Genomic DNA, 23,194 nt, shown 5'->3' with positions numbered 1-23,194 from the left:
GCTTGGAGCCAACGCAATGACCGATGCCCTGCAACTCGTGCTGGAAGATACCGACGGCACCCAACTGGAAACCTCCTGCACGCGCTTCGCCGTCATCTGGCAGGGTCGCGAGGTCTGGATCCAGGCGGTTGGCGATCAACTGCTGATTGGCGTCGACGTGGAGGAGGGCGATACCGAGTACGCCAACCTGCTGCTGCGCCCGCAGGCGACCAACCTGGTCAGCCTGCAATTGGAAATGGAACCGGTAGAGTCGGCGGACGAGGACGACCACGTCCATGGGCCCGACTGCAATCACTGAGGACTGACCGATGCTCGCTCTCGGCAAACTGCTCGAACTGACCCTGGCCGGCCGCGAGCCGACCGAGAAGATCCAGCTCACCGCCGAGGGCACGCGCCTGCACTGGCTGGCCGAAGGCGCGCTGGAGATCACCCCGCCGGCGGCGGCCGACAACGGCATGGACCTGCTGCTCTCGGCGGGCATTCATGGCAACGAAACCGCGCCGATCGAGCTGCTCGACCGCCTGATCCAGGGCATTGCCCGGCGCGAGCTGAAGCCGCGGGCGCGTATTCTCTTCCTGTTCGGCAATCCCGAGGCCATGCGCCGTGGCGAACGCTATGTCGAGCAGGACATCAATCGCCTGTTCAACGGCCGGCACGCCGAGTCCAGCGGTTTCGAAACCCTGCGCGCCAACGAGCTGGAGCATCTGGTTGCGGCCTTCTTCAGCAAGCCCGAACGCACCCGTCTGCACTACGACCTGCATACCGCCATCCGCGCCTCGAAGATCGAGCAGTTCGCCCTCTATCCCTACGTGGAGGGGCGCCAGCACTCGGCCGCCGAGCTGGCCCGGTTGGCGGCCGCCGGCATCGAGGCGGTGCTGCTGCAGAACAAGACCGGCATCACCTTCAGTTCCTATACCTATGCCCAGTTGAACGCCGAAGCCTTTACCCTCGAACTGGGCAAGGCGCGGCCGTTCGGGCAGAACCAGCTGGTTAACCTCGATCGTCTGGAGATCATGCTGCAAAGCCTGGTGGAAGGTCGCGAGACCCCGGTCGACGGCGGCCTGGATGGACTCAAGCTGTTCTCCGTGGCGCGCGAGATCATCAAGCACAGTGATACCTTCTGCCTGCACTTGCCGGCGGATGTGGAGAACTTCAGCGAGCTGCCTGTCGGTTACCTGCTGGCCGAGGACATCGCCAACACCCGCTGGATCGTCGAAGAGCCCGGGGCCCGCATCATCTTTCCGAACCCCAGGGTGAAGAACGGCCTGCGCGCCGGCATCCTGGTGGTGCCTGCCGCGCTCTAGTCCGCGCATCGCGGTCGTTTTTCTCGCCTACTGTATCTGTCAGTGAGGTGCATGAGCCGGTAGGGTGGGCGGACTTCGTCCGTCGACCCCCAGGAACCCGTGCCATGCCCTTCATCGATCTGCGCAGCGATACCGTCACCCAGCCTACCCCCGGCATGCGCGAAGCCATGCTGCGCGCCGACCTGGGCGACGACGTCTATGGCGAAGACCCGACGGTCAACCGCCTGGAGGCGCAGCTCGCCGAGCAGCTTGGCTTCGCCGCGGGCCTGTTCGTGCCAACCGGCACCATGAGTAATCTGCTCGGCCTGATGGCCCACTGCGAACGTGGCGACGAGTACATCGTCGGCCAGCAGGCCCATACCTACAAATACGAAGGCGGCGGCGCCGCGGTGCTCGGATCGATCCAGCCGCAGCCGGTGGAAATGGAAGCCGACGGATCCCTCGATCTGACAAGGGTCGAGGCGTTCATCAAGCCGATCGATCCCCACTTCGCCCGCACCCGCTTGTTGGCGCTGGAAAATTCCATGCAAGGCAAGGTGCTGCCGCTGGACTATCTGCAGGACGCGCGCGACTTCACCCGCGAGCATGGCCTGGCGTTGCACCTCGATGGTGCCCGTTTGTTCAACGCCGCAGTCAAGCAGGGTGTCGAGGCGCAGGTGATCACCCGCCATTTCGATTCGGTTTCGGTGTGCCTGTCCAAGGGGCTGGGCGCGCCGGTAGGGTCGGTGCTTTGCGGCAGTCGCGAGTTCATCGCCAAGGCGCGGCGCTGGCGCAAAGTGGTCGGCGGCGGCATGCGCCAGGCCGGCGTGCTGGCCGCGGCCGGGCTGTATGCACTGGAGCACCAGGTTGCGCGGCTGGCCGAGGATCATGCCAATGCCGAGAGGCTGGGCAAGGGGCTTCAGGCCCTGGGCTACAGCGTCGAGCCGGTGCAGACCAACATGGTGTACGTGCAGGTCGGCGATCGCGCGGAGGCGCTCAAGGCTGCCGCGGCAGAGCAGGGCATCAAGCTCAGCGCCGCCGCGCGCATGCGTCTGGTCACGCACCTGGACGTGTCTGCGGCGGGCATCGACAGGGTGCTGGAATTCTTCGCTGAAGCAAAAGGCTGAAGCCCGGGGTCCGATAGCCGCTGTCTATCGCACAAAGCTCTACCGCCCAGGCGCGGGGCCGATATAATGCGGCCCTTTGCCGGCTTTTGCCGTGGCCGCCGTTTCCGTGGAAGAACCTATGAAAAGCGCAGAAATCCGTGAAGCCTTCCTCCGCTTCTTCGAAGAGAAGGGGCACACCCGCGTCGCCTCCAGTTCGCTGATTCCGGCGAATGATCCGACCCTGCTGTTCACCAACGCCGGCATGAACCAGTTCAAGGACTGCTTCCTCGGCCTGGAGAAGCGCGCCTACACCCGCGCCACCACCAGCCAGAAGTGCGTGCGTGCCGGCGGCAAGCACAACGACCTGGAAAACGTCGGCTACACCGCGCGGCACCACACCTTCTTCGAAATGCTGGGCAACTTCAGCTTCGGCGACTATTTCAAGCGCGACGCCATTACCTACGCCTGGGAATTCCTGACCAGCGACAAGTGGTTGAACCTGCCCAAGGAAAAGCTCTGGGTCACCGTCTACGCCAGCGATGACGAGGCCTACGACATCTGGCACAAGGAAGTCGGCATCCCCGCCGAGCGCATGATCCGCATCGGCGACAACAAGGGTGCCCCCTACGCCTCGGACAATTTCTGGGCGATGGGCGATACCGGCCCCTGCGGTCCCTGTACCGAAATCTTCTTCGACCACGGCGAGCATATCTGGGGAGGCCCGCCCGGCTCGCCGGAGGAAGATGGCGACCGCTACATCGAGATCTGGAACAACGTGTTCATGCAGTTCAACCGGACCGCCGATGGCGTGCTGCACCCGCTGCCGGCACCGAGCGTGGACACCGGCATGGGCCTGGAGCGCATCAGTGCCGTGCTGCAGCACGTCAACTCGAACTACGAGATCGACCTGTTCCAGAACCTGCTGAACGCTGCGGCCAAGGCCATCGGCTGCGCCAACGACGGCCAGGCTTCGCTGAAAGTGGTGGCCGACCACATTCGTTCCTGCAGCTTCCTCATCGCCGACGGCGTGACCCCTTCCAACGAAGGTCGTGGCTACGTGCTGCGCCGCATCGTTCGCCGTGCCTGCCGCCATGGCAACAAGCTGGGCGCCAAGGGGGCGTTCTTCCATCAGATCGTCGCCGCGCTGGTGGCCGAGATGGGCGAGGCCTTCCCCGAGTTGAAACAGCAGCAGGCGCATATCGAGCGCGTGCTGAAGACCGAGGAAGAGCAGTTCGCCAAGACCCTGGAGCAGGGGCTGAAGATTCTCGAGCAGGATCTGGCGGAGCTGAAGGGCAAGGTCATTCCCGGCGAAGTGATCTTCAAGCTCTATGACACCTACGGCTTCCCCATGGACCTCACCGGCGACATCGCCCGCGAACGCGACCTGACCCTCGACGAGCAGGGTTTCGAGCGCGAGATGGAGGCCCAGCGCGAGCGCGCTCGTAAATCCAGCGTCTTCGGCATGGACTACAACAGCCTGGTCAAGGTCGAGGGCGAGACCGCCTTCACCGGTTACGTCGGCACCGCCGGCACCGGCAAGGTGGTCGCCCTGTTCAAGGAAGGCATGGCTGTCGAGCAGCTCGACGCGGGCGAGGAGGGCGTGGTGGTACTCGACCAGACGCCGTTCTATGCCGAGTCCGGCGGTCAGATCGGCGACTGCGGTTATCTGTCCGCCAATGGCCTGCGCTTCGATGTGCGCGATACCACCAAGGCCGGCGGCGCGTTTCTGCATCACGGCATTCTCGATAGCGGCAACCTGCGCGTCGGTGCCAGCGTCGAGGCTCAGGTCGATGCCAGCGTGCGCCAGGCCACCGCACTCAATCATTCCGCCACCCACCTGCTGCACGCCGCGCTGCGCCAGGTGCTTGGCGAGCACGTGCAGCAGAAGGGCTCGCTGGTCGATAGCCAGCGCCTGCGTTTTGACTTCAGCCACTTCGAGGCGATCAGGCCGGAGCAACTGCACGCGCTGGAAGAGATCGTCAACCGCGAAATCCGCCGCAACAGCGAAGTCGAGACCGAAGAAACCGATATCGAATCGGCCAAGCAAAAGGGCGCCATGGCGCTGTTCGGCGAGAAATATGGTGATCAAGTGCGCGTCCTGAGCATGGGCGGCAGCTTCTCCGTCGAACTCTGCGGTGGTACCCATGTCTCTCGCACCGGCGATATCGGCCTGTTCAAGATCACCAGCGAAAGTGGCGTCGCTGCCGGCGTGCGGCGCATCGAGGCAGTGACCGGTGCGGCCGCGCTGGCCTACCTCAATGGCGCCGAGGAGCAACTGAAGCAGGCCGCGGCCCTGGTCAAGGGCAGTCGCGATAACGTGCTGGACAAGCTGACCGCGCTGGTCGAGCGCAACCGCCAGCTGGAAAAGGAGCTGGAGCAGCTCAAGGCCAAGGCCGCCAGTGCGGCCGGCAACGATCTCAGCGGCTCGGCGATCGACGTCAAGGGCGTCAAGGTGCTGGCCGCGCGTCTCGATGGGCTGGACGGCAAGGCGCTGCTGGCGCTGGTCGACCAGTTGAAGAACAAGCTGGGCCGCGCAGTGATCCTGCTCGGTGGCGTACAGGACGACAAGGTCGTGCTGGTCGCCGGTGTCACCCAGGATCTCACGGGCCAACTCAAAGCCGGTGACTTGATGAAGCAGGCAGCCGCAGCAGTTGGCGGAAAAGGGGGCGGTCGGCCGGACATGGCCCAGGGTGGTGGCAGCGATGCCGCGGCGCTGGAGCAGGCGCTGGCACTGGCCGTTCCGTTTGTCGAGCAGGGGCTTTAAGGGTTCTGCGCATGCGCTCGCCCCAGTCGGGGCGGGCCTTGGCAGCATGCGGCGTTGAATGTTTAATGGGCGCCCTTCACGGGCTTAGGCGGCTTTGAAATGGCTTTGATCGTACAGAAATTTGGGGGCACCTCCGTCGGCAGCGTCGAGCGCATCGAACAAGTCGCCGAGAAGGTGAAGAAATTCCACGAGGCGGGCAACGACCTGGTGATCGTGGTATCCGCCATGAGTGGCGAGACCAACCGCCTGATCGACCTGGCCAAGCAGATCAGCGACCAGCCGGTACCGCGAGAACTCGACGTCCTGGTATCCACCGGCGAGCAGGTGACCATCGCGCTGCTGGCCATGGCGTTGATCAAGCGCGGCGTGTCGGCGGTGTCCTACACCGGCAACCAGGTGCGCATTCTCACCGACAGCGCCCACAATAAGGCGCGCATCCTGCAGATCGACGACCACAAGATCCGTACCGACCTCAAGGCCGGGCGAGTCGTGGTGGTTGCCGGTTTCCAGGGCGTCGATGAGCACGGCAACATCACTACGCTCGGCCGGGGCGGTTCCGATACCACCGGCGTGGCCCTGGCGGCGGCGCTGAAGGCCGACGAGTGCCAGATCTACACCGACGTCGACGGCGTCTACACCACCGATCCCCGGGTCGTGCCGCAGGCGCAGCGCCTGGACAAGATCACCTTCGAAGAGATGCTGGAAATGGCCAGCCTCGGCTCCAAGGTGTTGCAGATCCGCTCGGTGGAGTTCGCCGGCAAATACAATGTCCCGCTGCGCGTGTTGCACAGCTTCCAGGAGGGGCCGGGCACCCTCATTACCCTTGATGAAGAGGAATCCATGGAACAGCCGATCATCTCCGGCATCGCTTTCAACCGCGACGAAGCCAAGCTGACCATCCGTGGCGTACCGGACATTCCAGGCGTGGCTTTCAAGATCCTGGGCCCGATCAGCGCCGCCAACATCGAAGTCGACATGATCGTGCAGAACGTTTCGCACGATAACACCACCGACTTCACCTTCACCGTGCATCGCAACGACTACCAGAACGCGCTGCAGGTGCTGGAAAACACCGCCCGCGACCTGGGTGCGCGCGAGGTGGTGGGTGATACCAAGATCGCCAAGGTCTCCATCGTTGGCGTCGGCATGCGTTCCCACGCTGGCGTGGCGAGCCGCATGTTCGAGGCGCTGGCCAAGGAAACGATCAACATCCAGATGATCTCCACCTCCGAAATCAAGGTATCCGTGGTGATCGAGGAGAAGTACCTGGAATTGGCGGTGCGCGCGCTGCACACTGCCTTCGAACTGGACGCTCCGGCCCGACAGGGCGACTGAGGCGTTAACCGAAAGGCGCGGCTTGTCCGCGCCTTTCGTCATTTTTGATCGGCGCGGCTGGGAACTTTCCTTTTGCCCGGGCTGGTCAATACTTGGGTGAAGGTCCCTGCGGCAAGCTTGCAGGGATCCTAGCCATTTTCTTTTTTGCAGACTGTTGTCCTGAATTGAATCCGTAAGGAGAAAGGAATGCTGATTCTGACTCGCCGGGTCGGAGAGACCCTGATGGTCGGTGATGATGTCACTGTCACCGTGTTGGGCGTGAAAGGTAATCAAGTGCGCATTGGCGTTAACGCGCCGAAGGAGGTTGCCGTGCACCGTGAGGAAATCTACCAACGCATCCAGAAAGAGAAGGGTGAGGAACCAAGCCACTAATTTTCTTAAATTTTTGGCTTTGCAAGCGGGGTAAAGATGAGTATCATGCGCCCCGTGTTGCGGAGAGGTGGCCGAGTGGCCGAAGGCGCTCCCCTGCTAAGGGAGTACATCTCAAAAGGGTGTCGGGGGTTCGAATCCCCCCCTCTCCGCCATTGCATTACCTGGGATGTGAAAAAGAGTTAGAAGGGCAACTCACTGAATTGCCTGGAAAAATTCTTGATCGAATCGTAAAAGTCCCTATAATGCGCACGCTCAGCGCACTCATAGCTCAGCTGGATAGAGTACCCGGCTACGAACCGGGCGGTCGGAGGTTCGAATCCTCCTGAGTGCGCCATATTCGAATGGCTTGCAGCGATGCAAGCCATTTTGCTTCAACCAGCGGTGATCTGGTCTAAAAGCGCCACACGCACTCATAGCTCAGCTGGATAGAGTACCCGGCTACGAACCGGGCGGTCGGAGGTTCGAATCCTCCTGAGTGCGCCATACCGAAAGGGCCTGCAGCGATGCAGGCCCTTTTTCTTTGCGTGGTCGTTTTGGAAAAGCCGTGCCGCTCGTTCAGAGCAGCACGGAGTACCAGAACACCCGGCCGATGATGTTGATGTGCTCGACCACCTCGGCGTGCTCGTAGCGCTCGTCAGGGTGCTCGTCGCTGTTGAAGCTGCGAATGCGCAGGCCGCCTCCGGGAAGCCGGTAGAGCAGCTTTACGCGCAGCTGGCCGTCGTGATCGAAGGCGTACATGTCGCCATCCTTGATGGTCCTGGCGCTGGTGTCGACTCCCACCGTGCTGCCGTCCGGCAGCACCGGTTCCATGCTGTTGCCGCTGACGGTCACGCAGGCGGCGCTGGCTGCGTCGATATTCTTCTTGCGCAGTGAGTACTTGCCGAAGCGCAGCTTGCGCCCGGTGGTCTGCAGCACCACGCTGCTGCCCTTGCCGCCGGACAATTCCACCTCCTTGTAGAAGGGCAGTTCGATCTCGTCGGGGCTGAGTGGCGTGTCATCGTCCCAGGACTCCACGGCGCCCGCCCAGCTGGCGTTTCCGCTCTGTAGGGCAGGGCCGGTAGGGCGGCTTCGCTCCAGCATCTCTCCACGGCCTTCTGCGAGCCATAGCGGGCTGACACCGCAGATGGCTGCGATCTGCGCCATGAAGCTGGTTGCGCGCGATTTGCCGCGCTCCAGGTCGGATATTGAGGTTTGGGTCATGCCGGCGGCGGAAGCAAGCTGTACCTGGCTGAGGTTGGCATGCTTGCGCGCGGCTTTTATGCGGTCTTTGAGTTCCATGGGGCGCAGATTAGAGGTAGCCCTATGTGTTTGCAAGCCTTATAATATGGGAAAACCCGTTATGGCTCCTTCTGGTGAGCCGGTTCGCCTGTATGCAGTCGCCCGAAAATGGCCGGCATGCCGGCCATGTCAGAATTGCCGGGCGCGCCCGGTCCTTGAAGAAGGAAAATCCCGATGTTTCAGAGTGCAGAGCAAGCCCTGGCCGTTGCCTACCGGATGTCCGAGCAGGTGCAGGGGCCGAGGTCCTCGACCGCCATTGCCATCGATATGCTGCGCGAGCGCTATGACGCTTCGTTCGTCGAGCGGCTGCCGAGCGGTTTGTCCTCCCATGAATGGCAGGCGCAAGCGGTCATTACCATCAAGTTCGCCCAGCGTCTGCTGGCGGACATGCCGCTGGAGCTGGCCGCGGTGCGCGCCGAGTTCGCTCATGGGCGTGAGTTCGTGCTGGGCATTGCGGCACTGCGTGACTGGCTCAAGCCCGAGGGCAACTCTGCCGAGCAGCGAGCCACGCTGGCGCTGTTGATGCGCATGTTCCGTCGCCCGCCCCATGGCATTCGCGAGATCGAGCGTCTGTCTGGCGTTTCCAAGAGCACCCTGCATCGTTGGGATCATGTCTGGCGCCCCAGGGTGGCAGCGCTGCTGCAGTCGGCTCTGCAGCGCCTGGAGCAGCCGATGGCGCAAGCGGGAATCGTGGAGGGGCAGTAAAAAAATTTGTTCAAGAAAATAGCTTTTCCCATATTGACGCTATGGGACGATATGGGTACTATAACTCCACAATGAAATACGTCTGAGCAAAGCCCGCCAAGCGCGGGCTTTGTCGTTTCCGGGCCGCTTGCGAGGGCGCTGGGCCTCGGTCGATGCCTTTCGGTATCGGTCGGGACTCAACGCATTCACCAGCGGCCTCCTGTTGTAAAGGAGTCCACCATGTCCGAGCCAAGCTCTATGGCTACCCTGGCCGGTGCGACGGCTGGCGTTGGGGTGGCCGTGTGGTTTCCTGGCGTGGACGGTAATGCACTGATCGGTGCCTTTGGCGGCGCGATTTTCTTCGTGGTATTCGCCAGGGATTACGGGCGCTTGACCCGCGTCGGATACCTGTTGGTGTCTTGGGTCGGCGGCTATTACACGGCGGTCGAAGCGGTCAGTCGTGGCATGGCGCAAACCAGCGGGGTGGTGGCGTTCGTCGCCGCGACGTTGTGTGTCACTGCCGGTATCGGCCTATTGGAATGGATGCGAGGCGGCCAGTTGCCTGGATGGCTGAAGGCGGTTCTGCGACGGGATCGTGGAGGCAACGATGGATGATCCCTTGGCCTGCGCCACGCTGCTGGTGTGCTCGGCGATCTGCCTGCGCTTGCTGACATACCGTCGCCACGGCGCACGTTTTCGTCCCGCTGTGTCGCTGTGTGCCTACCTGCTGGCGCTCTGTACCGGCTGCCAGGCGCTGGCGATCGTGCTCGGGCGCTATCGGGGCGACGATCTGTCGCCCTGGATGCTCGGCATTCTGTTGGTGCTGCTGCTTCTGGTGCTCAGGGCCCGCGGCAACATCGCGCGGATTCTGCACCTCGGCTGAACCCTGCTTTTTATTCATTCTCACATCGTGCGAATGGCCCTGGCTGTTCGCACCCTGACTGCCTGTCTGGAAAACACCATGAACTATCACGCTCTGCGGCTGGATATGGCCGCGTTGAGGGATCTGCTGTGTTCGCTCTTCGGGCTGCCGGTTGGGCAGGTCCTGGCGGCCGACCAAGCCGATCCGCCACCTCCTGGCCTCTATCTGGTGCTGCGTGAGCAGCAATCGCAGGAGGTCGGCATCTCTCGCTGCCGGTTCAACGGCGACGGCGAACGGGAGCGGGTGATCACCAGTTGCGAAACCACGTTCCGCCTCGGCGGCTACGGTCCGGGCGCGCTGGAACTGCTTCGAGACGCCCGTTCGCTGCTGCAGTCCAGCCGCGCCCGCGAAGGGCTGCGCGGCTTACGCGCCGCGCTTCTGCGCCTATCGGTGCTCGAGAACCTGAGCACCGTGCAGAACGGCCAGGCGCTCGAGCAGGCGCGCATCGACCTGGTCGTGAGCCACGAGCATCTCGTGGAAGTCGAGCAGAAACGCATCGCTACGGCAACGGTCGAGGCCCGCTCCTGCTCGGGCCTGACCGTGGCCACCACTATCAATCAAACGGAGACTTGATATGTCCCTTCCGCTTTCGCAAATCGTCAACGTGCAGCTGAATGTGCAGCCGGTATCCACGCCGCGCCGCGACTTTGGCCAGTTGGTCCTGTTCACCCCTGAAGCCGGCAACGTCTTCACCGACACCGCCACGCTGCATATCGCGTGTGCCAGCCAGGCGGACGTCGAGGCCGCCTTTGGCGCTACCTCGCAGACCGCCGCCGCCGCACGGCCGTTCTTCGCTCAGTCGCCACGACCCAAGCAGATGCTGGTGGCGCGCTGGTTGAAGCAGGCGCGCGATATCCCGGCGCTCAAGGCCAGCCTCAACGGCACGCCATTGCAGGCGACCCTGGCGCAGCTCAAGGCCATCGTCGATGGACAGTTCAGCCTCGACATCGACGGCGAACGCTTCGATGTCAGCGGCCTGGACCTGAGTGCCGCCAGCGATCTCGCTGCGGTCGCCGCGCTGCTCGATGCCAAGCTTGCCAGCCAGGCGGTGAGTTGCCGCTTCGATGCAGTCGGCAATCGCTTCATGCTCGAGGCGGATGTCGCCGGCAGCAGCAAGCGTGTCGGCTATGTGCAAAACCATGCGCTGGCGGGTACCTACCTGGGCGCTCTGCTGCGCATGGAAGAGGGCATGGCGCAACGGATCGTCGGCCGCGACGCGGTCACCCTGGGCGCGCAAACGCTGCCGGAGGCCTTCGCGGCGCTGAGCGAGATGAATGCCGGGTGGTATGCCGCGACCGTCGCCGCGTCGCTCACTGACGATGAAATCGAGCAGGCGTCCGACTGGGTGCTGGCTGCCGACAAGAAGATTTTCGGCGTCACCACACTGAACCCTGGCCATCTGGAGTTCGTGGAGGGCAACCCGTTCAAGCGCCTGCGCGACCGCCAGAGCTATCGCACCGTTGCGGTCTACGACAAGAACGACCCTTATGCGGTGAACAGTTGGCTGGCCCGTGCGCTGTCGGTGAACTTCGCCGCCAACCATTCCACCCTGACCATGAAATTCAAGCAGCTGCCCGGTATCAGCGCGGACAACCTGAGCCTCACCGAAGCGGATAAGTGCCGCAAGCTGGGCCTGAACTTCTACACCTACTTCGATGAGTCGGCGATGGTCGCCGAGGGCACCGTGGTGGGTGGGCGCTTCTTCGACGAGGTGCATATCCTCGATTGGTATGTCGATGCGGTGCAGAAGGAAGTGTTCGCCACCCTCTATCGTTCGCCGACCAAGGTGCCGCTCACCGATGCCGGCATCGCGCGGCTATTGGCCTCCGTACGCAAGGTTTGCCGCGAAGGTGTGAACAACGGCGCCTTCGCTCCGGGGGTATGGAATGGTGATCCGTTCGGCACGCTGGCCTCCGGCGATTACCTGGAGGAAGGCTTCTACGTCTGGGCCGGCAGCGTCGACACCCTGTCCACCTCCGACCGCGAACAGCGCAAGGCGCCGCCGATCCAGGTGGCATTGAAGATGGCCGGTGCCGTGCACTCGGTCGATGTGCTGGTCAACTTCGACCGCTGATGCGTTCGAACCCGATTCAACCGAACCCCGCCCCGAGCGGGGTTTTCTTTTTCCGATGGAGTGTCACATGGCTATTTACGACCACACCCAGCTGTCCGTGCTGATCAATGGTTACGAAATTCGCGATTGGGGCGATGGCGCCGACGCCTTGAAACTGGAGTACGCCAAGGCGGCCGGCGAACTGAAGATGGGCAGCAACGGCAGCGGCGTATTCGTCGCCAGTTCCGACCGTTCCGCGACCCTGACGCTGAAGCTCAAGCAGCATTCGCCGGACAACAAGTTTCTCAACAAGCTGCGCACCCTGCAGGACAGCAACATCAAGGCGTTCCTGCCGCTGACCCTGGAAGTGCGCGACCTGCTCAACGAAGATCTGGTCAGCGCCACCAAGGGCTACTTCACCACCCGTCCCAGCTACACCCGCGGCAATGCGGTGAACGACACCACCTGGGTGATCGTCTTCGAGCGCGCCAATATCAACCTCGAACAGGGAGTGGCGTGAGCATGGAGCAGGAATACCGCGTCACCCTCGACGACGCCACCTACCTGATGCGTCCGGCCAACGCGCTGCCGGCGTGGAATGCGCTGAAGAAGGCCGCGCGCCTGTTGCAGGGGCTGGAGGTCAAGCGCGGCGAGGGCAGCGAAAGCCTCGCCATTGGCGCCATCCTTGCCAACCTGGGCGATCCGGTGGTGGCAGAGATCGAGGCTCTGGTCATGCAACACACCACTGTGCAGCCCGCCGAAGGGCAGCCGTTCCGCCTGGCCGAGCGCGCCGAGGGGCATTTCAACCGTCACCGGGGGCATCTGCTGCCGGTGCTCATCGAGGGGGTGAAATATCAGTTCAGCGATTTTTTCGCCGCCGCCATGCCGGCCCTGACGGGGATGCTGTCGGGGCAGGTGAAGGCGGAGTGACCGACTGGTTCGTCTTCACCCCTGTCATGCGCCAGCTCTGCACCCTGCATGAGCTGCGCGCGCTCTACACCCTGGCCGACCTGTGCGACTTCCACGACGCGATAGCCGAGTGGGATGAGGCGCAGCGTCAGGCCCAAGAGAGGCAGGCCAATGGCACATAACAGGTTGCAAGTCGATGTCGACCTGGCATTCGACCTTACCCAGATAACCAACAACCTGACGCAGAACATCAATCAAAGCATCACGCAGGTCAGCCAGAGCCTGACGCAGAACACCTTCGTACAGGCGCTGGACAAGGTGGAGGACAGCGCCTTCAAGGTCCAGGACGCGTTGTCGTCGGTGGCGCAGAAGATTGGCGATTTCATCGGCGATGCGCTGAAAAGCCTGGAGAAGATCAAGCGAGGTCCCGATGCCCTGGGCGTGGTCACCGGCCAGCAGGTGATGGCGGCCAAGGCTTACCAGCAGGCGATGAAAGGGCTGGAGGGCGTCCTCCAGGCGGTGCAGATCCGCATCGGCCTGGGGATCGCGCCCAAGCTCACCGAACTGACCACGCGCTTTCTGGCCTTCATCGGCAGCAACAAGGCGCTGATCAGCGACGGGCTGGGTCGCGTGGTGGAGGTGCTCAGCGAAGGGATCGACGCGCTGGACAACTTCGCCCAGGCCATCGATATCGTGATCCGCTCGACCATCGGCTGGAAATCGGCCTTGCTGATCCTCGGCGGCGCGCTGGCCTGGGTGGGCAGGGCCTCGCTGGTCGCCTTCGCCACCAACCCGGTGGCCTGGATCATCGCCGCCATCGCGGCGCTGATCCTGCTGGTGGACGACTTCATGACCTACCTGGAAGGCGGCGAGTCGGCGCTAGGCACCTTTTGGGAGCCGTTCAAGCTGGGCCTGGAAGTGGTCGGCGTGGCGCTGGCAGCGTTCAAGGCGCTGTTCGCTGCCTTCTGGAACGAGAATGGCGCCCTGGTGCAGGCCTTCGCCGACGGGCTGCTGGTGGTGATCGGGGCCAGCATTTCCAACCTGATCAATCTGTTCAAGGGCTTGTTCGCCTTGCTCACCGGGGACTTCGACGGTCTGCGCGCGGCATTCGACGGTTGGTTGGAGGGCGTCAAGACCCAGTTCGCCGTACTGACGGAGCTGTTCGGCAAGACCATGGACTGGTTGGGTTTTGGCGATGACACGGTGGAACTCGAGCGCAGCGGGCAGACAACGGAGGCCGCACTGAGCCAGTTGGTTGGCCAGGCCAAGCGCGTCCAGACCGGAGTGCACGGTGCGCAAAGCCAGGCTGCGGGCGCGCTGATCAACCTGCCGGTAGCGTCCGCGGGCTCCCAAACCCAGAACTACAACCAGACCGTCAGCATCCAGGTGAGCGGGGACGAGCCGCGGCAGATCGGCGAACGCGTCGCCGAGAGCGTGGCCCGCCAGCAGCAGCGCCTGGCGACCCACAACAACAGCAGCCCCTTCAAGCAGTGAGGTGAATCCATGGTCATGTTGATCAACCGGCGCATCGGTACGCTCAAGCTCGATGCGGTCATCACGGAAAACCACGCGGCAAACCTGAAGGTGACGGAGAACCCGGTGGAGAGCGGGGCGAACGTGGCCGACCATGCCTTTGTCGAGCCCAGGTCGCTGACTGTCAGCGGCTACCTGGTCGAGCATTCGCTGCCGGATATCGCCGGTTTGCCCGCGGCCTTGGCAGGCTTGCGCGGTGGTGCGAACTTCCTCGATCTCGGCCAACTGCCCACGAGTTTGAAGACCGTCACCAGCCAGGCCCGGCAATACGCCGAACGCCATTTGAAAACCTGGCTGCAGGCAGGCGCCGCGCGGCTGATCGTCAACGATCTGCCCCGGCCCCTGGCGCCCTGGATGCTCGGCGCACAGCCGTCGCTCAGTGGCGACAGCTCATCCAGCCAGTCGCGCATCCAGCAGCTCTACCAGGCGTTGCTGGATCTGCAGAAGTCCGGCGAGACGCTGCAGGTGCAGACCGGCTTCTACCTGTACAAGAACATGCTGATCACCTCCCTGAGCGTTACCCAGGAAGATGACAATGCCGTACAGGTGGACCTCGGCCTGCGCGAGGTGCTGATCGTCGAGACCCGCAAGATCGACGGCGTCACCGTGCCGGCGGCGGGCAGCCAGCGCTCGGGACGCGCGGCGAACCAAGGCGCGCCGAAAAGCCCGCGGGGACGCACCCAGCCGAAGGCCGACGGCAAACGCGACAAGAGCCTGCTCAGGGCCGTGCTCGGGGTGTTCTCATGAAGCGCATCCCGCTGGACAGCAACCCCCATCAGGAACAGCGCTTCGAATTCGCCGGGCGGCGCCTGCGCCTCAACCTGCGCTACAACAGCATCGGCGACCATTGGGCGCTGGACCTGTTCGATGAGCAGGCCGGTGCCTGGCTCGCCCAGGGGCTGGCGCTGGTGGTCGGCGTGCCGCTGCTCTGGCGCAGCACCCTGCCGTTCTTCTTCTGGCTCGACGACCTCAGTGGCACCGCGCTCGATCCCCTCGGCGGGCAGGACCTGGGCAGTCGCTGCCAGCTGTACATCGGCGAGAAGGCGGAGGTGCGGGTATGAAGCAATTCGGCCGTCGCTATCGGCTGGTGCTCGGCAACGGCGAAGACGGCATGGTGATCGATAGCCTGCGGGTGGCTTTCAATTTTCGAAAGAGCATCGACAGCAAACCCAATCCGGGCGTCATTCGAATCTGGAACCTCAGCCCGCAAAGCATCGCCTTGCTGCAGAGTGGAACTTATCGCCAAGCGTGGCTCTGGGCCGGCTACAGCGAGCTGCGCCTGCTTTACGCCGGCGACATCATCAAGGCCGAACTGAAGCGCGAAGGGTTGGACTCGATCGTCAGCCTGACCTGCGGCAGCGGCGACCAGGACTACCAGCAGGCGCGCCTGGCTTGCACCTTGCCGGCCGGCAGCGACGACCAGCAGGTGGTCGATCAGGCCCTCGCCAGCATGGACGAAACAAGGGCGGGCACGGTCGTATTGCCGCAGCGTCGGCCGCTACCGCGCGGCCGCGTGCTCTCTGGGCTCAGCCGCGATGTGCTCAGCCGCGTGGCGGCGATGCAGGGGGCGGATTGGTCGATCCAGGACGGTGACCTGCTGCTATTGCCGGCCGGCACGGTGCTCGACGACGAAGTGGTGTTTCTCTCCCAGGAAACCGGCCTGATCGGTCCGCCAAAGGAAGCCGGCGACGATCTGGAGCTGACCTGCCTGATCGACCCCACGCCGCGCGTCGGTGGGCGCGTGCGGCTGCAGTCGATCCATGAGCGCTACAACGGCGACTACAAGATTCTCTGCGTGGAGTGCGTCGGCGATGTGCTGGACAAGGACTGGTTCTGCATGCTCACCGTGCACAAGGGCGATTTCAGCCCGGCCACAACAGGCCAAGGAGGTGCGAGTGGGTAACTACGACTGGCAGAACCCGTCGCTGGAAGGTGCCGGCGATGCCGCACTGGATAACCGCATCAAGCGTCTGCACACCGCCCTGCCGGGACGTATCGTGGTTTTCGACCCTGCCCGGCAGACCGCCAGCGTGCAACCGCTGATCGAGCAACAGCTGCGCGACGGCACGCGGCAGAAACTGCCGTTGCTGCCGGACGTGCCGGTGCAGTTTCCGCGCGGCGGCGGCTTCGTGCTGACCTTCCCGGTGAAGCCGGGCGACGAATGCCTGTTGCTGTTCAACGAACGCTGTATCGACGGTTGGTGGCAGAGCGGCGAATCCAGCGAGCCGCTGGACTACCGCCAGCACGATCTTTCCGACGCGGTAGCGGTGCTGGGCATCAGTTCGTTGCCCCACGTGGTGCCGGGCTTCGCCGGGGACGGCGCGATGCTGCGGCGGCTGGACGGCTCGGCGTTCGTCAAGGTTGACGAGGCCGGCGTGGTGACCATCGACGGCAGCAAGCTGCAAATCAACTGCCCAGTGGTATTCGCCGCGGGCATGACGGGGCAGGGCGATGTGGTGTCCGCCGGCATCAGCCTGGAGAAGCATCTTCATGGCCAGGTTCAGCCCGGCTCCGGCACGACAGGAGTAGCGCAATGAGAGTTCGACGAATCGACGCCGACGGCGACTGGCTGTTCGGCCAGGGCCGGAACAACTACGCGGATAGCGGCGAGTCGGTGATGCAGCGGGTGCGCACGCGCCTGCAATCCTTCGAAGGCGACTGGTTTCTGGACCTCGAGCACGGCCTGCCGTGGTTCGAGCGCATGGCCCGGCCGGCCGACGTGGCGCGGCTGGAGAGCGACCTCAAGCGCTGCATCCTGCAGACCGAGGGGGTGAGCGAGATCCTCGAGTTCCAGCTCGAAGGCAATTCCGACGACCGCCGGCTGCGCATCGCCATCCGCCTGCGCGACCGCTATGGCGGCACGCAAAGCGCCGTGATCCGGCGCTGATCCATTCACCAGAAGCCCCGCCCTGCGGGGCTTTTTCATGGGAGTCCACACATGGGACAACTGACAGACAAGGGTTATGTCGGCGAGCGCCTGGACCGCATCCTCAGCGAGCTGGACCATGGTTTCCGAGCCATCTACGGCGAAGACATCGACCTCGCCCCGGACAGCCCGGACGGCCAACTGCTCGGCCTGATCGCGCAGACGCGGGCCGACCTGGAGGAGCTGGGCGAAGTCATCTATCGAGCCCTCGACCCCGACCACGCCAGCGGTGCCTGGCTTGAGCAGCGTGTCGCCTATGCCGGCCTGCAGCGCCGCCAGGCGCGCTACAGCTACCTGCGCGGCGTGGTGCTGACCGGCCTGCCCGGCGCATTGATTCCAGCCGGGGCGACGGTGCGCGATGCCAATCAGGGGCGCTGGCAACTGGTCAGCGAGTTGCATCTGGGGAGCGACGGCTCGGCGCGGGCCGATTTTCGCAGCGAACAGCTGGGCGCCTTTCCGGTGCCGGCGCATACCGCACTGAGCGTCGAGACCATCGTGCTCGGCTGGAGCACCGCCACCACCCTGGAAGCGGCGGAAATCGGTGCAGAGGAAGAAACCGACGCCGAATTGCGTGCGCGATTCTTTCGTAGCCGGGCACGGCCGGCGCAGAACAGCCTGGACGGCATCGTCGCCGAACTGCTGCAACTGCCGGATGTGCGCGAGGTGGTTGGCCTGGAAAACGTCGGCAGTGCCTCGGATGCCGATGGCGTGCCGGGCCACAGCCTCAACCTGATCGTCGATGGTGGCGAGGAACTGGCCATCGCCGGCGTCATTTTCCAGCGCAAGACCGCCGGTACCGGGTTGTTCGGTGCAGTTGCCGTGGACGTCACGGACGCGCAAGGCCAGCGCCGTGCCGTGCGCTTCGATCGCCCGACGCCGGTGGATTGCCGGGCCTTCATCGAGGTGCAGCGCAACGCCGAGTTCACCGCGGTGGATACCGACGCGATCAAAGCCGCCCTGGCCGCGACGCCGTTTGCCATTGGCCAGGAGGTGCAGCTGTCACGGTTGTATAGCCCGCTGAACACGGTGCAGGGCTTCTGGATCAGCAAGCTGCAGATCGGGCGCGTCGGCGGCGGGTTGGGCAGCGCCAATCTGTCGATCGGTGTGCGCGAGCGCGCGCGCTTCGCCGAACGCGATATCGAGGTGGTGGTGCTATGAGCTACGACCGCCTGCTGATCTGGCAGTACCAGAGCAAGCCACGGGCGCGTGCGACCGCGCGCCTGCTCGATGAACAGTTCGCCGCGACCTGGCGTGGCCTGGCGCAACTGCCGGACGCCCTGGATATCGATCGCGCCGAAGGCGCCAACCTCGATCTGGTGGGCAAGCATGTCGGGCAGGGACGCGTGCTCAAGGGGTTGGCTCCGCGCAGGTTGTTCGCCTTTCGCGATGCCGAGGGCGGCAAGGGCTTCGGCCGCGGCAAGTGGTATCGCCTGGACGACCCGCTGCGCGAGTCGGTGGTGCTCGACGACGATGACTATCGCTTCCTGATCAAGTGCCGCATCGCCCGCAACTACCAGGTGGGCAGCATCGACGATATCAGCGCCGCACTGGCCTTCATCTTCGGGCAGGAGGCGGTGGTCTTCGACCAGTACGACATGACTCTGACGGTGCTGATCCGCAGCGATGCCATCACCGATTTCAAGCGCTACGCCATCACCACCCTCGACATCCTGCCGCGCCCCGCCGGCGTCGGCATTCGTTTCTACATCGCTGCCCCCACCCGCGCCTTCGGCTTCCGAGGCGCGGTGGGCGCGCTGGCATTCAATCAAGGCAAATTCGCGAGGTTCCTATGACGCAATACAACCGCCCCAGTGAAGAAGTCTTCGCCTCCGGGGCCAAGCCAGGGGAAGTGGAAAACTTCCCGAACATCGCCCGCGGCTGGGGTGTGGCTTTCGACCAGACCGCCGGCATCCCGCCGATGGAATGGTTTAACGCGCTGTTCCAGCGCACCGACGAAGCGCTGCGCTACCTGATGCAACGTGGCCTGCCGGAGTGGTCGGCGACCGAGGACTATCCCGTCGGCGCTTATGTGCAGGAGGGCGGCAAGACCTGGAAGGCCAAGCTGGCCAACATCAATAAGAAGCCCAGTGCCAACGTCGCTAGCTGGGTGGAGTGGGGGCTGACCAGGGATGAACTGAATACCGCCTATGCGGTGGCTTCCCATGCACATAGCTTTGCGTCGTTGACGGGGAAGCCGACGACTTTGGCGGGGTATGGAGTAACTGATGGTTTAACTGTCGACGCAATAGCTTGGCCTTTGTGTGCTCTCCCGTACCCGATTATTTCTACCCCCGATAATCGCCTCGGGGTAACTGCCCAAGCAGCTGCTGGTGGTGGTGGGAAAATCAGCCTTCAAAAAGATGTAAACATCTCGCTAGGGCAGCGTCTGGGAAGCACAGAAACAGGCAGGCTCCGAACGTTTGCTTCGCCGGATTGGGTTTCTCCGGTGCTCGATATAAATTCTACTTATTTCTTGCGTGCCCAAGTTTCTGCGGTAGGAGATCTAGTGGTTTATATGCAGAAGGGCACTGATGACGACTTGCCTGACTCTACCTTGCGTGGTTCTCCGGGCGCTAGCGTAGGCGGTGGCTTTGACTCGACGGTGCTCGATATCCTTTTGGCGAAAGTGGTGACGAGTGGCGCTGGCACTCAACCGGTTGTGACGACACTGAAGAATGCCTCGGTTTTGAAGCAGTCTACCTCAGTAGTCGGCGCTTATAATATTGCTCCTAGTATCTTCACCTTTTCCTACAACTGGGCGCGTACGCCTGAAGCCTACGTACCGGCCTTTGATGCGGAAATTGGCTCAGATTATGATCAAATGGCTGGGGTCAGATTGAATGCTGTAACCCGCTACGGGTTACAGCATTCGGGCGTTGCTTATAGAGGTTCTCCGCCATCGAGTATTTATTGCCCTAGTTATATGGTTTCTGTTCGCGCATAAGTTAATAAAAATGGCGTAGCTCACTTGGATTAATCAATACGTACGTAATGTTTGTACGCCCGCTTTCGCGGGCGTTTTTATTTATGGAGTATTTATGGCTCGCATTACAGACTATGAGGCAGGCGGCCGCAATGTGTTCGCTTTCCTCGATATGCTGGCCTGGGCCGAGGGTACTCGGACCATCCAGGCCAGCGACGATGGCTACAACGTGCTGGTCGGCGGCAACTTGTTCCATGGTTACGCCGATCACCCTCGGCGTCGTGTGTGGCTGCCCCGTTATCGCATTTACTCCACCGCCGCCGGCCGCTATCAGTTGTTGGCCCGCTACTGGGATGCCTACCGGCATTCGCTGGGCTTGAAAGGGGGCTTCACCCCGGAGAATCAGGACCGTGTAGCCCTGCAGCAAATTCGCGAATGCAAGGCGCTGGGCGATATCCAGGCAGGTCGTGTCGCCCAGGCGGTGCAGTGTTGCCGCAATATCTGGGCAAGCTTGCCGGGGGCTGGGTATGGGCAGCGCGAGCAGTCGCTCGCCGATCTGCTGGTGGTCTACCGGGACTGCGGCGGACGCTTGGCGCCCCAGCGCCGCGAGTTGGAGCAGGAGGGGCAAGGATGAACCTTTTGTCCCTGATTCCCTCGCCGGCGCGCTTGGCTGTCACCGTCGCCCTGGCCCTTGGTCTCGCCTTCGGAGGTGCGCTGCTTGGCGCTCGTCTTGCTGCAGCCCACTATGGGCCGCAGTTGGAGCGGTTGCGTTTCGAAGGCGTGAACTGCGCCGTTCGGCGCGAAAGTGCCGAGCGGCAGTTGCATGCGCAAGCCGAAGCGCTGGACCGCCTGCAGCGAGGTGCCGAGGCCCAGCGCAAGGCCCAGGCTCAGGCGCTCCAGCAAGCGCAGCAGTCGGCGCAGCGAGACTACCTCGACGCGCTACGCATTCTGCAAGCGCCCTCGGAGCCTGACGCAGACCGTTGCGAGGCGGCGCGGCTGGCGTTCGAGGCGGAGTTGAGGCGGGAGCGAGGCTTATGAGGGCATGGTTGCTGGCGATATTGACCGCGAGCCTCGTCGGTTGCGCGGCGCGAGACGAGGCTCCGGTGATCGGTCGCTTTCCCGTGCCGATTCAATGCGACGTCGCTGTGCCTTCCCCGCCGGTATTCGCCGTCTACGGTCTATCGTTGGGGGCCGGTATCGATCGGCAGATGGCGGCGTTGCGAGCGGAGCGGTTGCAGCGGATCGGTTACGAAAAGGAGCTGCTCGCCGCCCTGGCGGCCTGCCGCCGATCCGTTGAGCTACCCTGAAGTTTGCGATGCAAGCGATTGTTCCTGACCGGATTTTGCCGGGTGCAAAGCGTGGCTCTGGTGTATCATTGCCGCCGTCAGCCCCGCCGGGGCTTGTGGAATACCACCATGGACTTACCCAGTAGTCACTCCGAACCTCGATTGCGCAATTGCGTACGTATTGATTGATCTCCCTTTGGCGCGATTCCGCCGCTGGGGGTGGAGCGCGCCATGACCGAAGTAGACGCCAAGAAGCAAGAAAGCCCGCAGGACCGCCTGGCGCAGGTGGTCGAGCTGCTGCACCGGCACAAGCTGGTGGAAAACCTGACCCACCGCCAGGAGGGGCATCACCAGGAACTGGTCGAGGGCCTGGTGCACCGGCAGAACTTGGCCGAGTTGCAGCGTCGACTTGACGAGCTTCACCCCGCCGACGTCGCCCATATTCTCGAAGCCCTGCCGCTGGAAGAGCGCCTGACCGTCTGGAAGCTGGTCAACGCAGAACGCGACGGCGACATCCTCCTCGAAGTATCCGATGCGGTCCGTGAGACGCTGATCGCCGACATGGACGATCACGAGATACTCGCGGCCGCCCGGGAAATGGACGCCGACGAACTCGCCGACCTCGCCTCGGAGTTCCCGCGGGATGTCGTCCACGAGCTGATGGAAAGCCTCGATGCGCAGCAGCGCGAGCGTGTGCGCTCGGCGCTGTCCTACGAGGAAGACCAGGTCGGCGCGCTGATGGACTTCGAAATGGTCACCATCCGCGACGATGTGGCACTGGAGGTCGTGTTGCGCTACCTGCGCCGGCTGAAGGAACTGCCGGGGCACACCGACAAGCTTTTTGTGGTCGACTACGACGGCATTCTCAAGGGCGTGCTGCCGATCAAGCGGCTGCTGGTGAACGATCCCGAGCGGCTGGTGGGCGAGGTGATGGCCAGCGACCCGGTGAGCTTCCATCCGGACGAGGATGCCTACGAAGCTGCCCAGGCTTTCGAGCGCTATGACCTGATCTCCGCCCCGGTGGTGGAGAAGAGCGGCAAGCTGATCGGTCGCCTGACCATCGACGAGATGGTCGACCTGATCCGCGAGGAGAGCGAGAGCGAAGTGCTGAGCATGGCGGGTCTGCGCGAGGAGGAAGACATCTTCGCCTCGGTGTGGAAGTCGGTGCGCAACCGCTGGGCCTGGCTGGCGATCAACCTGATCACCGCCTTCATCGCCTCGCGGGTTATCGGTCTGTTCGAGGACTCCATCGAAAAGCTGGTGGCGCTGGCGGCGTTGATGCCCATCGTCGCCGGTATCGGTGGCAATTCCGGTAACCAGACCATCACCATGATCGTGCGTGCAATGGCACTGGACCAGCTCGGTGCCGGTCACAATTCCCGGCTAATGCGCAAAGAACTGGGCGTGGCGCTGATCAACGGCCTGCTCTGGGGCGGAGTGATTGGTGTGGTGGCCTGGATACTCTACGACAGCTGGTCGCTGGGCCTGGTCATGACCGGGGCGATGACGCTCAACCTGTTGCTGGCCGCGTTGATGGGGGTGTTGATTCCCATGACCCTGGTGCGCCTGGGACGCGACCCGGCGCTGGGCTCCAGTGTCATGATCACCGCGATGACCGATAGCGGCGGTTTCTTCATCTTCCTCGGCCTGGCCACGCTCTTCCTGCTGTAACTCCCCCTTTCGCCTCTCGCTCGGCCCGGCAATGGGTCGAGCGCAATGCGGGTGCGGCGCCTTGCCGTCCTGGTCGTGTACTCGGTTTGCTTCAAACGCTCGTTTCAGGCTACTGTTCGGCAGATTTGCCTGGGCCCGCTACTGGCCTT

The 23,194-nt window shown here is 63.4% G+C and carries 28 protein-coding genes and 3 tRNA genes; 30 read left to right on the top strand and 1 reads right to left on the bottom strand.

Annotation, left to right across the window (positions count from 1 at the left end; genetic code table 11):
- The first annotated feature begins 16 nt into the window (after positions 1-16).
- From ACWKV7_RS02050 to ACWKV7_RS02010, 9 genes are all read left to right on the top strand, one after another.
- On the top strand, positions 17-298 hold the full coding sequence (locus ACWKV7_RS02050) for a topoisomerase II (protein WP_483855962.1): 282 nt from the start codon (positions 17-19) through the stop codon (positions 296-298).
- A gap of 10 nt (positions 299-308) precedes the next feature.
- Positions 309-1,304, top strand: coding sequence for a succinylglutamate desuccinylase (gene astE / locus ACWKV7_RS02045; RefSeq protein WP_483855961.1), 996 nt, complete (start codon positions 309-311; stop codon positions 1,302-1,304).
- 104 nt (positions 1,305-1,408) lie between these two features.
- Complete coding sequence (gene ltaE / locus ACWKV7_RS02040; protein ID WP_483855960.1) at positions 1,409-2,410, top strand: low-specificity L-threonine aldolase; 1,002 nt, start codon at positions 1,409-1,411, stop codon at positions 2,408-2,410.
- 118 nt (positions 2,411-2,528) lie between these two features.
- On the top strand, positions 2,529-5,153 hold the full coding sequence (gene alaS / locus ACWKV7_RS02035) for an alanine--tRNA ligase (protein WP_483855959.1): 2,625 nt from the start codon (positions 2,529-2,531) through the stop codon (positions 5,151-5,153).
- Positions 5,154-5,252: 99 nt separating this feature from the next.
- Positions 5,253-6,488 carry an aspartate kinase gene (locus ACWKV7_RS02030; protein WP_483855958.1) on the top strand — a complete coding sequence of 412 codons (1,236 nt, stop codon included), beginning with the start codon at positions 5,253-5,255 and terminating at the stop codon, positions 6,486-6,488.
- A 186-nt stretch (positions 6,489-6,674) separates the two neighbouring features.
- Positions 6,675-6,860, top strand: a complete 186-nt coding sequence (gene csrA, locus ACWKV7_RS02025; protein ID WP_090211452.1) for a carbon storage regulator CsrA — start codon at positions 6,675-6,677, stop codon at positions 6,858-6,860.
- Positions 6,861-6,921: 61 nt separating this feature from the next.
- Positions 6,922-7,012: transfer RNA gene (locus ACWKV7_RS02020), tRNA-Ser, on the top strand.
- Between the two features lie 105 nt (positions 7,013-7,117).
- Positions 7,118-7,194: transfer RNA gene (locus ACWKV7_RS02015), tRNA-Arg, on the top strand.
- 72 nt (positions 7,195-7,266) lie between these two features.
- A tRNA-Arg gene (locus ACWKV7_RS02010) sits at positions 7,267-7,343 on the top strand.
- 72 nt (positions 7,344-7,415) lie between these two features.
- Here ACWKV7_RS02010 and ACWKV7_RS02005 read toward each other — a convergent pair.
- Positions 7,416-8,138 carry an XRE family transcriptional regulator gene (locus ACWKV7_RS02005; RefSeq protein ID WP_483855957.1) on the bottom strand — a complete coding sequence of 241 codons (723 nt, stop codon included), beginning with the start codon at positions 8,136-8,138 and terminating at the stop codon, positions 7,416-7,418.
- A 174-nt stretch (positions 8,139-8,312) separates the two neighbouring features.
- Between ACWKV7_RS02005 and ACWKV7_RS02000 the strand changes: the two genes are divergently transcribed.
- The 21 genes from ACWKV7_RS02000 (at position 8,313) to mgtE (ending at position 23,045) form a co-directional block, all read left to right on the top strand.
- Positions 8,313-8,843 (top strand): hypothetical protein, encoded by a 531-nt coding sequence (locus tag ACWKV7_RS02000; RefSeq protein WP_483855956.1) that lies wholly within the window; start codon positions 8,313-8,315, stop codon positions 8,841-8,843.
- Positions 8,844-9,062: 219 nt separating this feature from the next.
- Positions 9,063-9,437 (top strand): putative holin, encoded by a 375-nt coding sequence (locus ACWKV7_RS01995; protein WP_483855955.1) that lies wholly within the window; start codon positions 9,063-9,065, stop codon positions 9,435-9,437.
- Complete coding sequence (locus ACWKV7_RS01990) at positions 9,430-9,705, top strand: phage holin family protein (RefSeq protein ID WP_483855954.1); 276 nt, start codon at positions 9,430-9,432, stop codon at positions 9,703-9,705. Before ACWKV7_RS01995 ends, ACWKV7_RS01990 begins: the two co-directional genes overlap by 8 nt.
- Before the next feature lie 78 nt (positions 9,706-9,783).
- Entirely contained in the window at positions 9,784-10,317 is a 534-nt protein-coding gene (locus ACWKV7_RS01985) for a phage neck terminator protein (RefSeq protein ID WP_483855953.1), read from the top strand.
- 1 nt (position 10,318) lies between these two features.
- Positions 10,319-11,818 carry a DUF3383 domain-containing protein gene (locus ACWKV7_RS01980; RefSeq protein WP_483855952.1) on the top strand — a complete coding sequence of 500 codons (1,500 nt, stop codon included), beginning with the start codon at positions 10,319-10,321 and terminating at the stop codon, positions 11,816-11,818.
- A 67-nt stretch (positions 11,819-11,885) separates the two neighbouring features.
- Positions 11,886-12,317 carry a phage structural protein gene (locus ACWKV7_RS01975; protein WP_483855951.1) on the top strand — a complete coding sequence of 144 codons (432 nt, stop codon included), beginning with the start codon at positions 11,886-11,888 and terminating at the stop codon, positions 12,315-12,317.
- 2 nt (positions 12,318-12,319) lie between these two features.
- Positions 12,320-12,727, top strand: coding sequence for a phage tail assembly chaperone (locus tag ACWKV7_RS01970; protein WP_483856274.1), 408 nt, complete (start codon positions 12,320-12,322; stop codon positions 12,725-12,727).
- Positions 12,724-12,888, top strand: a complete 165-nt coding sequence (locus tag ACWKV7_RS01965; protein ID WP_483855950.1) for a hypothetical protein — start codon at positions 12,724-12,726, stop codon at positions 12,886-12,888. Before ACWKV7_RS01970 ends, ACWKV7_RS01965 begins: the two co-directional genes overlap by 4 nt.
- Positions 12,878-14,200 carry a hypothetical protein gene (locus ACWKV7_RS01960; RefSeq protein WP_483855949.1) on the top strand — a complete coding sequence of 441 codons (1,323 nt, stop codon included), beginning with the start codon at positions 12,878-12,880 and terminating at the stop codon, positions 14,198-14,200. Before ACWKV7_RS01965 ends, ACWKV7_RS01960 begins: the two co-directional genes overlap by 11 nt.
- Positions 14,201-14,209: 9 nt before the next feature.
- On the top strand, positions 14,210-14,986 hold the full coding sequence (locus ACWKV7_RS01955; protein WP_483855948.1) for a phage baseplate protein: 777 nt from the start codon (positions 14,210-14,212) through the stop codon (positions 14,984-14,986).
- Positions 14,983-15,300 carry a phage baseplate plug family protein gene (locus ACWKV7_RS01950; RefSeq protein WP_483855947.1) on the top strand — a complete coding sequence of 106 codons (318 nt, stop codon included), beginning with the start codon at positions 14,983-14,985 and terminating at the stop codon, positions 15,298-15,300. The genes ACWKV7_RS01955 and ACWKV7_RS01950 overlap by 4 nt, the downstream gene beginning before the upstream one ends.
- A complete protein-coding gene (locus ACWKV7_RS01945; protein WP_483855946.1) occupies positions 15,297-16,142 on the top strand; it encodes a phage protein in 846 nt (281 codons plus the stop codon). Before ACWKV7_RS01950 ends, ACWKV7_RS01945 begins: the two co-directional genes overlap by 4 nt.
- Positions 16,135-16,776, top strand: a complete 642-nt coding sequence (locus tag ACWKV7_RS01940) for a Gp138 family membrane-puncturing spike protein (RefSeq protein WP_483855945.1) — start codon at positions 16,135-16,137, stop codon at positions 16,774-16,776. The genes ACWKV7_RS01945 and ACWKV7_RS01940 overlap by 8 nt, the downstream gene beginning before the upstream one ends.
- Complete coding sequence (locus ACWKV7_RS01935; protein ID WP_483855944.1) at positions 16,773-17,126, top strand: contractile injection system sheath initiator; 354 nt, start codon at positions 16,773-16,775, stop codon at positions 17,124-17,126. The genes ACWKV7_RS01940 and ACWKV7_RS01935 overlap by 4 nt, the downstream gene beginning before the upstream one ends.
- Before the next feature lie 51 nt (positions 17,127-17,177).
- Positions 17,178-18,323, top strand: coding sequence for a baseplate J/gp47 family protein (locus tag ACWKV7_RS01930; RefSeq protein WP_483855943.1), 1,146 nt, complete (start codon positions 17,178-17,180; stop codon positions 18,321-18,323).
- Positions 18,320-18,958, top strand: a complete 639-nt coding sequence (locus tag ACWKV7_RS01925) for a baseplate wedge 1 family protein (protein ID WP_483855942.1) — start codon at positions 18,320-18,322, stop codon at positions 18,956-18,958. Before ACWKV7_RS01930 ends, ACWKV7_RS01925 begins: the two co-directional genes overlap by 4 nt.
- Positions 18,955-20,109: a hypothetical protein gene (locus tag ACWKV7_RS01920; RefSeq protein WP_483855941.1), complete on the top strand. Its 1,155-nt coding sequence runs from the start codon at positions 18,955-18,957 to the stop codon at positions 20,107-20,109. The genes ACWKV7_RS01925 and ACWKV7_RS01920 overlap by 4 nt, the downstream gene beginning before the upstream one ends.
- A 94-nt stretch (positions 20,110-20,203) precedes the next feature.
- Positions 20,204-20,722 carry a glycoside hydrolase family 24 protein gene (locus ACWKV7_RS01915; RefSeq protein WP_483855940.1) on the top strand — a complete coding sequence of 173 codons (519 nt, stop codon included), beginning with the start codon at positions 20,204-20,206 and terminating at the stop codon, positions 20,720-20,722.
- Positions 20,719-21,126, top strand: coding sequence for a hypothetical protein (locus tag ACWKV7_RS01910; RefSeq protein WP_483855939.1), 408 nt, complete (start codon positions 20,719-20,721; stop codon positions 21,124-21,126). Before ACWKV7_RS01915 ends, ACWKV7_RS01910 begins: the two co-directional genes overlap by 4 nt.
- The gene (locus tag ACWKV7_RS01905; RefSeq protein WP_483855938.1) at positions 21,123-21,395 is read left to right on the top strand and encodes a hypothetical protein; all 273 of its coding nucleotides are present in this window, start codon (positions 21,123-21,125) and stop codon (positions 21,393-21,395) included. Before ACWKV7_RS01910 ends, ACWKV7_RS01905 begins: the two co-directional genes overlap by 4 nt.
- A gap of 210 nt (positions 21,396-21,605) precedes the next feature.
- Positions 21,606-23,045 carry a magnesium transporter gene (gene mgtE, locus ACWKV7_RS01900; protein ID WP_483855937.1) on the top strand — a complete coding sequence of 480 codons (1,440 nt, stop codon included), beginning with the start codon at positions 21,606-21,608 and terminating at the stop codon, positions 23,043-23,045.
- Positions 23,046-23,194: the final 149 nt, after the last annotated feature.

The sequence above is a fragment of the Zestomonas ipomoeae genome, assembly GCF_057128665.1.
Note: the sequence above shows the minus strand (reverse complement) of the source record. Positions and strands in the feature narration are given on the sequence as shown.

Coding starts and splice junctions, on each gene's coding strand:
- ACWKV7_RS01920 (WP_483855941.1), top strand. CDS start 18,955: ATGACGCAATACAACCGCCCCAGTGAAGAAGTCTTCGCCTCCGGGGCC.
- ACWKV7_RS01915 (WP_483855940.1), top strand. CDS start 20,204: ATGGCTCGCATTACAGACTATGAGGCAGGCGGCCGCAATGTGTTCGCT.
- ACWKV7_RS01905 (WP_483855938.1), top strand. CDS start 21,123: ATGAGGGCATGGTTGCTGGCGATATTGACCGCGAGCCTCGTCGGTTGC.
- ACWKV7_RS02000 (WP_483855956.1), top strand. CDS start 8,313: ATGTTTCAGAGTGCAGAGCAAGCCCTGGCCGTTGCCTACCGGATGTCC.
- mgtE (WP_483855937.1), top strand. CDS start 21,606: ATGACCGAAGTAGACGCCAAGAAGCAAGAAAGCCCGCAGGACCGCCTG.
- ACWKV7_RS01910 (WP_483855939.1), top strand. CDS start 20,719: ATGAACCTTTTGTCCCTGATTCCCTCGCCGGCGCGCTTGGCTGTCACC.
- ACWKV7_RS02050 (WP_483855962.1), top strand. CDS start 17: ATGACCGATGCCCTGCAACTCGTGCTGGAAGATACCGACGGCACCCAA.
- csrA (WP_090211452.1), top strand. CDS start 6,675: ATGCTGATTCTGACTCGCCGGGTCGGAGAGACCCTGATGGTCGGTGAT.
- ACWKV7_RS01995 (WP_483855955.1), top strand. CDS start 9,063: ATGTCCGAGCCAAGCTCTATGGCTACCCTGGCCGGTGCGACGGCTGGC.
- ACWKV7_RS01930 (WP_483855943.1), top strand. CDS start 17,178: ATGGGACAACTGACAGACAAGGGTTATGTCGGCGAGCGCCTGGACCGC.
- ACWKV7_RS01985 (WP_483855953.1), top strand. CDS start 9,784: ATGAACTATCACGCTCTGCGGCTGGATATGGCCGCGTTGAGGGATCTG.
- astE (WP_483855961.1), top strand. CDS start 309: ATGCTCGCTCTCGGCAAACTGCTCGAACTGACCCTGGCCGGCCGCGAG.
- ACWKV7_RS01960 (WP_483855949.1), top strand. CDS start 12,878: ATGGCACATAACAGGTTGCAAGTCGATGTCGACCTGGCATTCGACCTT.
- ACWKV7_RS01970 (WP_483856274.1), top strand. CDS start 12,320: ATGGAGCAGGAATACCGCGTCACCCTCGACGACGCCACCTACCTGATG.
- ACWKV7_RS01935 (WP_483855944.1), top strand. CDS start 16,773: ATGAGAGTTCGACGAATCGACGCCGACGGCGACTGGCTGTTCGGCCAG.
- ACWKV7_RS01945 (WP_483855946.1), top strand. CDS start 15,297: ATGAAGCAATTCGGCCGTCGCTATCGGCTGGTGCTCGGCAACGGCGAA.
- ACWKV7_RS01990 (WP_483855954.1), top strand. CDS start 9,430: ATGGATGATCCCTTGGCCTGCGCCACGCTGCTGGTGTGCTCGGCGATC.
- ACWKV7_RS01950 (WP_483855947.1), top strand. CDS start 14,983: ATGAAGCGCATCCCGCTGGACAGCAACCCCCATCAGGAACAGCGCTTC.
- ACWKV7_RS02005 (WP_483855957.1), bottom strand. CDS start 8,138: ATGGAACTCAAAGACCGCATAAAAGCCGCGCGCAAGCATGCCAACCTC.
- ACWKV7_RS01925 (WP_483855942.1), top strand. CDS start 18,320: ATGAGCTACGACCGCCTGCTGATCTGGCAGTACCAGAGCAAGCCACGG.
- ACWKV7_RS01980 (WP_483855952.1), top strand. CDS start 10,319: ATGTCCCTTCCGCTTTCGCAAATCGTCAACGTGCAGCTGAATGTGCAG.
- ACWKV7_RS02030 (WP_483855958.1), top strand. CDS start 5,253: ATGGCTTTGATCGTACAGAAATTTGGGGGCACCTCCGTCGGCAGCGTC.
- ACWKV7_RS01955 (WP_483855948.1), top strand. CDS start 14,210: ATGGTCATGTTGATCAACCGGCGCATCGGTACGCTCAAGCTCGATGCG.
- ACWKV7_RS01975 (WP_483855951.1), top strand. CDS start 11,886: ATGGCTATTTACGACCACACCCAGCTGTCCGTGCTGATCAATGGTTAC.
- ltaE (WP_483855960.1), top strand. CDS start 1,409: ATGCCCTTCATCGATCTGCGCAGCGATACCGTCACCCAGCCTACCCCC.
- alaS (WP_483855959.1), top strand. CDS start 2,529: ATGAAAAGCGCAGAAATCCGTGAAGCCTTCCTCCGCTTCTTCGAAGAG.